Here is a 12,544-nt window from a genome sequence, read left to right as displayed (position 1 = left end):
GTGATTATCACCAGTCCTAAATAGTATAGAGCCTAAAAAATAGGATATACCTCAAAGTGAGATATATCCTATACTTTATGGTTGTTATTATTTCATTTCCGAAACTTTAATGCGGTTTTCCGCACGTTCTAAAGCTCGTTCTGCTCTGTTAATGTCAGTATCTTCGTCATTGTTATTCAAATGTGATTCTGCTCTTTCTTTAGCCGATTTAGCACGTCTGATATCAATATCTTCAGCTTTTTCTGCTGTCTGTACAATAATTGATGTGCTTTCATGTCTGATTTCAACGAAACCATCACTGACCGCAATGAAATCAATCCCATCTGTATAATTTACTTTAACATAACCTGTTTTAATTGCTGTAACAGTTGGTAAATGGCCGGCCATTACACCAATGTCGCCTCCAACTGTCTGCAGAATCGCAATTTCAACATCATCTTGGTTATAAACAGAACCATTAGGAGTAACAATATTAACGTTCATTGTGTTCATTAAACTTTACCTCCTAATATTATACTTCAACACCCATGTCTTTAGCTTTTTCTAATACATCGTCCATGCTGCCGACTAAACGGAATGCATCTTCAGGGATGTGGTCGTATTTACCTTCAAGAATGTCTTTGAAGTCTTCAACTGTACGCTTAACAGGTACGTATGAACCTTTTTGACCAGTGAATTGTTCTGCAACGTGGAAGTTTTGAGATAAGAAGAATTGAATACGTCTTGCGCGTTCAACTGTGCTCTTATCTTCATCAGATAATTCATCCATACCTAAGATTGCGATGATATCTTGTAATTCTCTGTATTTTTGTAATGTTGATTGTACACGACGAGCAACATCATAGTGTTCTTGACCAACGATGCTTGGTTCAAGCGCACGTGAAGTTGACGCTAATGGGTCAACGGCTGGGTAGATACCCATTTCTGTTAATTTACGCTCTAAGTTAGTTGTTGAGTCTAAGTGAGCGAAAGCTGTTGCTGGCGCTGGGTCAGTATAGTCATCGGCAGGTACGAATACCGCTTGGATAGATGTGATAGAACCTTTCATTGTAGAAGTGATACGTTCTTGTAATTGACCCATTTCTGTTGCCAATGTTGGTTGGTAACCAACGGCTGATGGCATACGGCCAAGCAATGCTGATACCTCAGAACCTGCTTGTGTGAAGCGGAAAATGTTATCGATGAATAAAAGAACGTCTTGTCCTTTAACATCACGGAAGTATTCAGCCATTGTTAAACCTGATAAAGCTACACGCATACGTGCACCAGGTGGTTCGTTCATTTGTCCGAATACCATCGCTGTTTTCTTGATAACACCACTGTCGCTCATTTCGAAGTACAAGTCGTTACCTTCACGTGTACGTTCACCAACACCTGCGAATACTGAAATACCGCCGTGTTCTTGAGCGATGTTATTAATTAATTCTTGGATTAATACAGTTTTACCTACTCCGGCACCACCGAATAAACCAACTTTACCACCTTTGATATATGGTGCTAATAAGTCTACTACTTTGATACCAGTTTCAAGTAGTTCAACTTTTGTTGATAATTCATCAAATTTAGGTGGTTGTCTATGAATTGGTTCACGTGGAACTGATTCAGAAATCGGTCCATCATTATCGATTGGATCACCTAAAACGTTAAATACTCTTCCTAACGTATCTTCACCGACAGGTACACTGATTGGACGACCAGTGTCTTTAACGTCGTCACCACGTTTAATTCCGTCTGTAGAGTCCATGGCGATAGTTCTAACTACGTCGTCGCCTAATTCAAGTGCTACTTCTAATGTAAGAGATTCAGTCGTGCCATCTTTCTTAGGTACATCTAGCACTAATGCGTTATTAATCTTAGGCAGTTCATCATGATTGAATCTTACGTCAATAACTGGACCCATGATTTGTGTTACGCGGCCTACACCCATTCTTTTTTCCTCCTTTAATATACTATTCAAGAGCTGTTGCGCCACCGACAATCTCAGTAATTTGTTGTGTGATTGCTGCTTGACGTGCTCGGTTATATTCTAATGATAAATCGTCAATAAGGTCGCTCGCATTATCAGAAGCATTCTTCATGGCAGTCATTCTAGATGCGTGCTCGCTGGCTTTCGCATTCAGAATTGAGCCGTAAATTAAGCTTTCTACATATTGCGGCAAAATAATATTTAAAATTGATTCTTTATCTGGTTCGAATTCATATGAAGACATTTGTCCATGTCCTGAACTTGTATCTTCTTCTGCTAATGGTAATACTCTTCTTGCAGTTGGCGTATTTTCAAGAACGTTGACGAATTTGTTGTAGTAAATTTCCAACTCATCAATATCACCGTTGCTATATAAATCGATTGCTTTCTTCGTTACAGAAGAAATATCTTTGTATGACGGTTGATCTGGAACATCCGGCAATGCAAAGTCTACTTCATAGTCTCTGTTTTTGAAGAAATCAATACCTACTTTACCAAGAACGAGTAATTTATAATCGCTCTGACTTTCACCACGCGCTTCGATATCTTGTACCACTTTCTTCAAGATATTTGCGTTATATGCACCAGCTAATCCACGATCACTTGAAATAACTAAGTAACCACGTTTTTTAACCGGACGTTTCTTCAGCATCGGATGATTAGAAGTCGTTTGGCCTGCAACTGCTGTAATCGCATTTTGCATTTTTTCCATATAAGGTTTGAACTGGTTCGTGTTACGTTGCGCTCTGTTGAGCTTAGAACTCGCTACCATGTTCATCGCTTTGGTAATTTGATTCATTTTTTTCGTCGACTTGATTCTTGAATCAATATCCTTTAGAGATCCCATTATTTCACCACCTTATTTATACTTCGCTTCATCTTACTCTTCAGAAATACTGAAACTGCGTTTGAAGTTTTCAATTGCGCTGTTCATTTTTTCTTTGTCAGGTAAAGTACCTTTTGTTTTGATTTCATCTAAGATTTCTGGCGCATTGTTTTTAGTCCAGCTGATGATTTCTGCTTCAAAACGTTGAACGTCTTGAACTGGGATATCATCTAAGAAGCCATTAACTAATGCGTAGATGATTAATACTTCGTTTTGAACTGGTAATGGTTCGCCTTGTCCTTGTTTAAGAACTTCAACTGTACGTTTACCACGTTCTAATTTTCTTGCTGTGAATTCATCTAAGTCTGAACCGAATTGCGCGAATGATTCTAACTCACGGTATGAAGCTAAGTCTAAACGTAAAGTACCCGCAACTTTTTTCATTGCTTTAATTTGCGCTGAACCACCTACACGAGATACTGAGAATCCGGCGTTAATCGCTGGACGTACCCCTGAGAAGAACAAGTCTGATTCTAAGAAGATTTGTCCATCAGTGATTGAGATTACGTTTGTTGGAACATAAGCAGAGATATCTCCGGCTTGTGTTTCAATGATAGGTAATGCAGTAATTGAACCGCCACCTAATTCATCGTTCAATTTAGCTGCACGTTCTAATAATCTACTATGTAGATAGAAAACGTCACCTGGGTATGCTTCACGACCTGGTGGTCTGCGAAGTAATAATGAAAGTTCACGGTAAGCTGCTGCTTGTTTAGTTAAATCATCATAAACGATTAACACTTGTTTACCGTCGAACATGAATTCTTCACCCATTGCTACACCTGCATATGGCGCAATGTATAATAATGGAGCTGGGTCAGCTGCTGATGCAGTTACAACGATTGTGTAATCTAAAGCACCATGCTGTCTTAATTTTTCTACAGTCGCACGTACTGTTGATTCTTTTTGACCAATTGCTACATAGATACAAATCATGTCTTGATCCGCTTGGTTCAAGATTGTATCGATTGCAATTGTTGTTTTACCAGTTTGACGGTCACCGATGATTAATTCACGTTGACCACGACCGATTGGTACTAATGCGTCAATCGCTTTGATACCTGTTTGTAATGGTTCGTCAACTGATTTTCTTGCCATAACGCCTGTTGCTTTTTCTTCAACTGGGCGTGTTTTATTTGTTTCAATTGGACCTTGTCCATCAAGTGGTTGACCTAATGGATTCACGACACGACCGATTAATTCTTCACCTACAGGCACCTCCATGATACGTCCTGTACGTTTAACTTCGTCGCCTTCTTTAATGTCAGTGTATGGTCCTAAAATTACAATACCGACGTTAGATTCTTCTAAGTTTTGAGCTAGTCCTAGCACACCATTATGGAATTCTACTAACTCACCAGCCATAACGTCGTTTAATCCGTGAACTAATGCAATACCGTCACCAATCTGAATTACTGTACCAACATCAGTAACAGACATCTCTGACTCATAATTTTCAATTTGTGAGCGAAGTAATGCACTAATCTCTTCAGCTTTTATGGCCATCTATGTCACTCCTCTATAATTATTATTTCGTTCTAGTAAATCTTCTCTCTAAGTTAATAAGATCATTTTGAATACTGCCGTCATATACTTTAGTTCCTACAGTTGTTCTCAAACCGCCGATGAGTGCTGGATTGATTTCATTTGTAAGAATGACTCTTTCAAGTCCTGTACGTTGAATTAAAGACTCCCCTACTTTGTCCAGTTCTTCTGGAGAAAGCTCATATACAGACTCAACCGTTGCAAAGTCTTGATTATAGTGTTGATTGTATAAACCTTGGAATGCTCTGAATACTTCAGAGATAATCGCAAGATTACGATTTTCAGCTAAGACATATAACATGTTTTTTAAGTATTCATTGATATCTTGGAATGTTGCATCAACAAAAGCTTTGCGGTTTTGTGCAATATTCTTTGGATCTTCATCGAAAGATTTTAATTTCTCTTTATAAGGAATTACTGCTTCATCAATAACAGCAAATTCATCGTACATTAAATCTAAAACATCTTTATCGAGTGACGTTTCATACAGTGCTTGGGCATATTTTTTAGCAACATCTGCCATTATTTATCCCCTACCTCTTTAATGTACTTGTCGATCAAGTCTTTTTGATCTTGTTCTGAGATATCTTTTTGTAAAATTTTAGATGCAATCAGAACTGATAGTTTAGAAACTTCATCGTTGATTTCAGAGATTGCACGTTCTTTTTGGCTGTTGATTTCACTTTGTGCAGTTTCAATCATGCCGTTTGCACGGACGTTAGCTTCATGAATGATTTGTTCATGTTGGTCACGCGCTTGAACTTTTGCTTCTTCTAAGATTTTTTGAACCTCTTCTTGAGTTTCTCTTAGTGTTTGTCTATTTCGTTCTTCTAATTTTTGAGCATTAATTTTAGCTTGTTCTGCATCATCGATATCTTTGTTGATATCGCGTTCACGTTTATCCATGAATTGTTTCAATGGACTCCATGCGAACTTTTTAAGCAATGCTAAAAGGATTAAGAAAGTAATTAATGTTACTAATGCTGAACCCCATTCAACACCGCCGCCTGCAGCACCTAAAACTAATGTGTTTGTAGTCGCAGTCACAGTACTTGGACACTCCTTTCATTCAAAGTCCTCTATTGGCTCTTACGATAGTTGTTTACGAAAGAAATGGCGAGAGTCGATGTGAGACTTCGCCGTTAGTATCGATGTATAAATTACATGAATAAGACGATGAATGTGATAACAAGGCCAAGGATAGGTAATGCCTCAACTAAACCGATACCGATGAACATGATTGACATTAATTGTCCACGTGCTTCTGGTTGACGTGCTACACCTTCAACTGTTCTAGATACAATAAGACCGTTACCAATACCTGCACCAAGTGCTGATAAACCAATTGCGATTGCCGCTGCGATTAAATTCATATTAAAAAATCCTCCTAAATATTTTTATAAAATTTTAATGTGGAAAAACTAGTGGTCGTCCGCAACTTTGTGGGACATGTATACCATGGATAACATGATAAAGATATACGCTTGGATCGTACCGATGAAAATCGAGAATGCTTGCCAAGCAATTAAGCCTGGAATACCGATAATCCAACCCCAAGCTGCATGGCCTATGATTAAAGTAGATAATAAGCCGATTAAAATTTCACCAGCGTAAATATTACCGTATAAACGTAGACCGAGCGTCAATGTATTTGTAAATTCTTCAAATATATTGACAGGTGTTAACGCTAAGAAAGGCTGAGCATAATTTTTAAAGTAACCTTTCGCTCCGCGCAACTTGATACCGTAGTAATGTGTCAACAGAATCATTAGCATTGCCAACGTCAGAGTAACTGTGGCATCAGCTGTCGGAGATTTCCACCATAGCGTATGGTCGATGACTATCGCAAATGGCAGTCCTAACATGTTACCGATAAAGATAAACATAATTAATGTTACTGCCAAGAAGTGGAATTGACCGCCATGTTTCCATGCAAGGTTACTCTCGATGATGCCTCTAACAAAGTCAAAGACCCATTCGATGAAGTTCTGTTTGCCAGTCGGTCGTTTCTGTAAGTTACGTGTACAAGCTATGGCTATTGCTAAAACAATAATTGCTGTAATAATTACCATTAAAATACTAGCCAAGTTGAATTTGATATCTAAACCAAATAGCTCCCATGTAACTACAGGGCTTTTATGTTGCATATAATACTCACCTCTTTCATTCGTTGATTTGTATTACATTTTGTGAAGAAATGGTCGAAAAATGATTAATAAGTATGAAATCATTAAACCAATCATTACACCAATAATATTCACTTGGTTTTTGAAATAAACCCAGATAATACAAGCAGCAAGTGCCACTAAAAAGCGCCATATCCCACCTGTAGATATCTGAGACGTTTCTTGTTTCTGCGCCTGAGATAAATATAATTCAAAGATGTATGTATTGATCAAGGAACCAAATGAACCGATGATAAGACCAATAATGAAAGGCTTTGGTATAAAAATTGCTATTACAACCAAGGCTAACAACCAATAAATGTAATATTGAAGATATTGCTTAAAAATTAAGTTGAACTGTTTCATTTATTGTGCCTCATTTCACATGGAGATACGAATCATTTGTAAACCATTTCATCCATACATTTTTAATCATAATATAGCAATGGAACGCGTGTCAATTACATTCAAAACATGCAATTCTTATGAGTGATTTTTGTCACAAATTAGACACATTTTTAACAAATCATTCATAATTGTCTTTATTTTCATTAAAATCTACAGGTTTTTCGCTTGTCAGATTAAAATAATACTTAATATTGTCACAAATGCGTTTCGAAGCTTTACCATCACCATAAGGATTGGCAGTTTCACTCATTTGCTGATAAAGTGCTTGATCCGTTAATAATAATTCAGCTTCTCGATACACATCTTCTTCATCCGTACCAGTCAATTTCAAGGTACCCGCTTCTACACCTTCAGGTCGTTCTGTTGTATCTCTTAATACTAAAACTGGTTTGCCTAAAGATGGTGCTTCTTCTTGAATACCGCCTGAATCTGTCAGTATCAAATAAGACTGATGGGCAAAGTTATGAAAATCTACGACATCTAAAGGTTCTATCAATTCTATACGATCATGATCACTGAGATACTGTTGTGCAATTTCACGTACTTTAGGATTCTTATGCATAGGATAAACCAACACCACATCTTCATGAGCTTCCACTAATCTTCGTGCTGCACTGAAAATATGTGCCATGGGTTCACCTAAATTTTCTCTACGATGCGCTGTCAATAAAATAACGCGCTTGTCTTTATGACGTTTCATCACTTCTGAATGATAATCCTTTTGAATTGTAGTATTCATAGCATCAATGGCAGTGTTGCCTGTAATTACAACTTTAGCGCTAGGTATATTCTCTTTTAATAGATTCGCCTTCGCTTGTTTTGTCGGCGCAAAATGAATATCTGATAAACAGCTGATCATTTGGCGATTCATCTCTTCAGGATAAGGCGAATACTTATTCCAAGTTCTTAATCCAGCTTCTACATGACCTATAGCGACTTGATTGTAAAATGCTGCTAAACCGCTGGCAAATGCAGTCATCGTATCACCGTGGACTAATATCATATCTGGTTTCTCTTGTTGAATAATAGCTTCCAATCCTTTTAAAACTCTAGAAGTAATATCTGATAACGTTTGCCCTGCCTTCATAATATCTAAATCATAATCTGGTTGAATATCAAACGTTTCTAGTACAGCATCAAGCATTTCTCTATGTTGAGCCGTAACGACAACCACAGGTTCTAGCGCTTCTTCATGTTTTAATTGATTGACTAATGGCGCCATTTTGATTGCTTCAGGTCGCGTGCCGAAGATTGTCATTATTTTCTTCAAGTCAATGCCTCCTATACAGAGAAAGAGTATGCAATGTTATGGCATCACAGATTGAACTTTCTGTTCATCTACGCTAAACAATTTGCATACTCTTATATCTATTTATCTCTTATTTCCATTTAAAGCATGCACATAGGTTAATATGTGTGACTGCTGAACACTTCTTATTTTGTACCGAATAAACGGTCTCCAGCATCACCTAAACCTGGGATGATATATGCTTTATCATTCAATTTTTCATCAAGTGCTGCAATATAAATATCAACATCCGGGTGCGCTTCTTGAAGTAATTCCACACCTTCAGGCGCAGCAATCAAGCACATGAAACGAATATGTTTCGCACCACGATTTTTCAATGAGTTGATAGCTTCAATTGCTGAAGCACCTGTTGCTAACATTGGATCTACAACAATAATTTGTCTTTCCTCAATATCTTGAGGCAATTTAACAAAGTATTCGACTGCTTCCAATGTTTTTGGGTCACGATATAAACCGACATGACCGACACGCGCTGCAGGGATTAAGCTTAAGACACCTTGTGTCATACCTAAACCAGCTCTAAGAATCGGTACAAACGCTAGTTTTTTACCAGATAATCTTTTCGCTACCGTTTTAGTCACGGGTGTTTCGATTTCAACATCTTGAAGTTCCAAATCTCTTGTCACTTCATATGCCATTAACATACCGACTTCGTCTACTAACTCTCTGAACTCTTTTGTTCCAGTGTGGACGTCACGGATGTAACTTAATTTATGTTGAATTAACGGATGATCAAATACATGTACTTTTCCCATAAAGGAATAGCCTCCTAGTTCTCTTATTTATATAGTGGATGTTTTGAAGTCAAAGCTTGTACGCGTTCAGAAGCTTCTTTTAACTTCGCTTCATCTTTAGGATTTTGAACAACTAGGCTGATGATTTTACCTATTTCTTCAAAGTCTTTTTCATCGAATCCACGTGTTGTTGCAGCTGGTGTACCTAAACGTAAACCGCTTGTTACGAATGGTTTTTCTTGGTCAAATGGAATTGTGTTTTTGTTACAAGTAATGCCCACTTCATCTAATGCTTCTTCCGCTTCTTTACCTGTAATACCAAATGAACCTTTAACATCAACCGCTACTAAGTGGTTTTCTGTACCACCAGAAACAACTCTGAAGCCTTCATTGATTAACGTATCAGCTAATGCTTTCGCATTTTTGATGACTTGTTCTTGATAAACTTTGAACTCAGGTTGCAATGCTTCACCGAATGCTACTGCTTTTGCCGCAATAACATGTTCTAATGGTCCACCTTGAATACCTGGGAAAATTGTTTTATCAATTTGTTTCGCATATTCTTTTTTAGTAAGAATCATACCGCCACGAGGGCCTCTTAAAGTTTTATGCGTTGTAGTTGTCACAAAATCAGCATAGTCTACTGGGTTTTGATGTAAACCTGCAGCTACTAAACCAGCGATATGTGCCATGTCTACCATTAATTTAGCACCGACTTCATCAGCAATTTCTTTGAATTTCTTGAAGTCGATTTCTCTTGGGTAAGCTGATGCTCCCGCAACGATTAATTTAGGTTTGTTTTCTTTCGCAAGACGACGTACCTCTTCGTAATCGATGCGTTCTGTTTCTTTATCTACACCGTATTCGACAAAGTTATAAAATTGTCCGCTGAAGTTGACTTTAGCACCATGTGTCAAGTGACCGCCATGGCTTAAGTTCATACCTAATACAGTGTCACCGTAATCCAATGCAACTAAATAAACTGCCATATTTGCTTGTGAACCTGAATGTGGTTGTACGTTAACGTGTTCTGCACCAAATAACTCTTTCGCACGTTCAATCGCTAATGTTTCTGTTACATCTACAAATTGGCAGCCGCCATAATAACGGCGTCCTGGGTAACCTTCAGCATACTTGTTAGTCAATACTGAACCTTGTGCTTCCATTACTGCTTCTGACACAAAGTTTTCTGATGCGATTAATTCAATGTTGTTATTCTGACGATTGTATTCGTTTTGAATAGCTTCAAATACTGCTTTGTCTTCCTTTTCGATAAATGACATGACATCATTCCCCCAATTCATTTAGTTATAAAGTATAGTGAGCACGTTCGCCGCCGATTAGCTTAGGTCTAGAAGTCGCAAGTGTCACGACCGCATCCCCGACACGCTTCACTGAAGTACGTACAGGTACTGCAACATGTTTGATATGCATACCGATCATTGTTTGACCAATATCAATACCGCAATCAGCAGTGATATGTTCAACAACCATCGGATTGTCTAAGTGACGATAAGCATATGTCGACATACTGCCGCCAGCATGCGTTGCGGGCACAACTGTAACTTCTTCCATTGTAAGTGGATTGAAATGTTCCCTTTCGATAGTAATTGCCCTATTGATATGCTCGCAACCTTGGAATGCAAAAGTGACACCTGTCTCTTTACGGATTTCCATCAAAGCATCAAAGATTTCTTGTGCTACTTCCATTGAACCGACTGAGCCGATTCGCTCACCGATAACCTCAGATGTTGAACAACCAATAACACAAATTTCTCCGGGTTTGAAGAAATCTTGTTCTTTTAACTCATTAAGCAATAACTTCAAATTTTCCATTTAATTCCACCCCTTTGTAAACTCATCTAAAGCGAAAACAGAAAAGTTCTCGCTTATGTAAAGCAAACGATGCTATATAGTTGCTATTATAACGCATTTAAAGCTCAACTCATACTAATTATTAACATCTTTTTCCAATCTTAACTTCACTTCGTTCAATAAGTAATTCAGTTCATTATAAATTTGTTGGTACTGATTGAGGTCTCCGCCATAGGGATCTGAAACTTCACCTTTTTGGCCTGCAAACTCATAAAGCGTATATACCGGTAATGGTTGCGCATACATCATTTCAAGTTGTTGCTTATGTCCTTCAGTCATTGTCAAAATCAAGTCTGCATCTAAATCACTTTCAGACAACTGACAAGCCTTTGTCGGCGAATCTAAATTTTTTTCTTCTAAAATGGATTGTGTATGTGCAGCTGAAGTTTGACCATTCATCGCAAATAAACCTCTTGAATAAAAGGTATGTTCAGGCATTAATGATTTCGCAATACTTTCAGCCATTGGACTGCGACATGTATTTCCTGTACAAACAAAGATTATTTTCACAGTTGATCCGCTCCTATTTGTTGATTACCTGTTGCTTTTTCTAAACGATTTAAGAAAGCTGTACTTTCATCTGTAGGTTCAAAACGATAAATATAACCTTGTTCAATGAATTCATCCGTATCAAGCTCGTGCAGAATTTGATATAGCATATGATTTGCGGATTTTAAATCAGTGACATCTTTTGCAAGTTCGCGATAAATAGCATCTTTCGGCAAGTAAGCCTGCAATGTCGCAGGTACCGCAAACAATGTATGCGACCAATCTTTATCCTCTGAAATAGCTTGTGTTAAACTTGTCAGCATCGCTACAGGTGTTTGTGGTGAATAATGTTTATACTTCATACCTGGTGCGATTGGTTTTTCTGTATTTAATTGTGCATCGTGGTCTACAGAACCTGGCAATACAGAGTCAATCATTTCTCCTGTTATCGCACCTGGTCTTGCAATTCTATAAGGATATTGTGTGCAGTCAAGTACTGTACTTTCTAAACCTTCTTCACTTTGATCACCATTTACTATTCCTTCTACCCGTCCGTCCATATCATTAAAGACATGTGAGAAAGTTGTAGGTGAAGGTCTGCCGCTAATATTAGCACTCGGTGCAGCAATCGGCAGATTTGTATATTTCAAAATGGCACGACCAATAGGATGACTCGGCATTCTCACTGCGATAGAGTCAAGACCTCCTGAGACACGTTCACATAAGTAACCTGGTTTCAACGGTAAGATAAAAGAAATCGGCCCTGGCCAAAACGCATCCATTAATTGTTCCACTTCTTTTGAATAAGAAGCCACAAAATCATTCAATTGGCTTTTATCATGAATATGAATGATTAAAGGATTATCAGATGGACGTCCTTTCGCTTCATAGATACGACGTACGGCTTGATCATCACATGCGTTAGCTCCTAATCCATAAACTGTCTCTGTCGGAATTGCGACTAAACCGCCCGCATGATAGATGTCACTAATTTCATTTAATGCACGTTGACCTTGTTCTGTCTGTAATTGGTTACGTAAATCCCATGTTTTTGTCATCATTTTCTGCTGCACGTCCTTTCAATTTAATTGTAAAACAAAATAAGAAGTTATGCGAGAACAGGGAATGTGCGATTCCCCTTCTTCTCCCATAACTTCTCATCCTCTG

At 38.0% G+C, this 12,544-nt stretch carries 15 protein-coding genes; all 15 read right to left on the bottom strand.

Features of this window, described 5'->3' with window-relative positions; all coding sequences use genetic code 11:
- Window positions 1–87: 87 nt before the first annotated feature.
- The 15 genes from HMPREF3270_RS11415 to HMPREF3270_RS11345 all read right to left on the bottom strand — a co-directional run bounded on the left by HMPREF3270_RS11415 (window position 88) and on the right by HMPREF3270_RS11345 (window position 12,438).
- Entirely contained in the window at window positions 88–492 is a 405-nt protein-coding gene (locus tag HMPREF3270_RS11415) for a F0F1 ATP synthase subunit epsilon (RefSeq protein WP_002481782.1), read from the bottom strand.
- A gap of 19 nt (window positions 493–511) precedes the next feature.
- Complete coding sequence (gene atpD / locus HMPREF3270_RS11410) at window positions 512–1,927, bottom strand: F0F1 ATP synthase subunit beta (protein WP_002481783.1); 1,416 nt, start codon at window positions 1,925–1,927, stop codon at window positions 512–514.
- A 22-nt stretch (window positions 1,928–1,949) separates the two neighbouring features.
- Entirely contained in the window at window positions 1,950–2,813 is an 864-nt protein-coding gene (gene atpG / locus HMPREF3270_RS11405) for an ATP synthase F1 subunit gamma (RefSeq protein ID WP_002481784.1), read from the bottom strand.
- Between the two features lie 33 nt (window positions 2,814–2,846).
- Window positions 2,847–4,358 carry a F0F1 ATP synthase subunit alpha gene (gene atpA / locus HMPREF3270_RS11400; RefSeq protein ID WP_002481785.1) on the bottom strand — a complete coding sequence of 504 codons (1,512 nt, stop codon included), beginning with the start codon at window positions 4,356–4,358 and terminating at the stop codon, window positions 2,847–2,849.
- A gap of 22 nt (window positions 4,359–4,380) precedes the next feature.
- The gene (locus tag HMPREF3270_RS11395) at window positions 4,381–4,920 is read right to left on the bottom strand and encodes a F0F1 ATP synthase subunit delta (protein WP_002481786.1); all 540 of its coding nucleotides are present in this window, start codon (window positions 4,918–4,920) and stop codon (window positions 4,381–4,383) included.
- Window positions 4,920–5,444: a F0F1 ATP synthase subunit B gene (locus tag HMPREF3270_RS11390; protein ID WP_070867263.1), complete on the bottom strand. Its 525-nt coding sequence runs from the start codon at window positions 5,442–5,444 to the stop codon at window positions 4,920–4,922. Before HMPREF3270_RS11390 ends, HMPREF3270_RS11395 begins: the two co-directional genes overlap by 1 nt.
- 113 nt (window positions 5,445–5,557) lie before the next feature.
- A complete protein-coding gene (gene atpE, locus HMPREF3270_RS11385) occupies window positions 5,558–5,770 on the bottom strand; it encodes a F0F1 ATP synthase subunit C (protein WP_002481788.1) in 213 nt (70 codons plus the stop codon).
- Between the two features lie 48 nt (window positions 5,771–5,818).
- Entirely contained in the window at window positions 5,819–6,544 is a 726-nt protein-coding gene (gene atpB / locus HMPREF3270_RS11380; RefSeq protein ID WP_070867262.1) for a F0F1 ATP synthase subunit A, read from the bottom strand.
- Window positions 6,545–6,577: 33 nt separating this feature from the next.
- Window positions 6,578–6,928 (bottom strand): ATP synthase subunit I, encoded by a 351-nt coding sequence (locus tag HMPREF3270_RS11375; protein WP_002481790.1) that lies wholly within the window; start codon window positions 6,926–6,928, stop codon window positions 6,578–6,580.
- Window positions 6,929–7,088: 160 nt separating this feature from the next.
- The gene (wecB, locus tag HMPREF3270_RS11370) at window positions 7,089–8,240 is read right to left on the bottom strand and encodes a non-hydrolyzing UDP-N-acetylglucosamine 2-epimerase (RefSeq protein ID WP_070848194.1); all 1,152 of its coding nucleotides are present in this window, start codon (window positions 8,238–8,240) and stop codon (window positions 7,089–7,091) included.
- A gap of 164 nt (window positions 8,241–8,404) precedes the next feature.
- Window positions 8,405–9,034, bottom strand: a complete 630-nt coding sequence (gene upp, locus HMPREF3270_RS11365; protein WP_060804043.1) for a uracil phosphoribosyltransferase — start codon at window positions 9,032–9,034, stop codon at window positions 8,405–8,407.
- Window positions 9,035–9,057: 23 nt separating this feature from the next.
- Window positions 9,058–10,296 carry a serine hydroxymethyltransferase gene (gene glyA / locus HMPREF3270_RS11360; RefSeq protein WP_070867261.1) on the bottom strand — a complete coding sequence of 413 codons (1,239 nt, stop codon included), beginning with the start codon at window positions 10,294–10,296 and terminating at the stop codon, window positions 9,058–9,060.
- Between the two features lie 25 nt (window positions 10,297–10,321).
- Window positions 10,322–10,849: a TIGR01440 family protein gene (locus HMPREF3270_RS11355; protein ID WP_023016114.1), complete on the bottom strand. Its 528-nt coding sequence runs from the start codon at window positions 10,847–10,849 to the stop codon at window positions 10,322–10,324.
- A 114-nt stretch (window positions 10,850–10,963) separates the two neighbouring features.
- Entirely contained in the window at window positions 10,964–11,398 is a 435-nt protein-coding gene (locus HMPREF3270_RS11350) for a low molecular weight protein arginine phosphatase (RefSeq protein ID WP_070848195.1), read from the bottom strand.
- On the bottom strand, window positions 11,395–12,438 hold the full coding sequence (locus tag HMPREF3270_RS11345) for an L-threonylcarbamoyladenylate synthase (RefSeq protein ID WP_070848196.1): 1,044 nt from the start codon (window positions 12,436–12,438) through the stop codon (window positions 11,395–11,397). Before HMPREF3270_RS11345 ends, HMPREF3270_RS11350 begins: the two co-directional genes overlap by 4 nt.
- Window positions 12,439–12,544 lie beyond the last annotated feature (106 nt).

The sequence above is a fragment of the Staphylococcus sp. HMSC65H10 genome (assembly GCF_001839185.1).
Classification (GTDB): Bacteria; Bacillota; Bacilli; order Staphylococcales; family Staphylococcaceae; genus Staphylococcus; species Staphylococcus simulans.
This window is presented reverse-complemented; position numbering and strand designations above follow the sequence as displayed.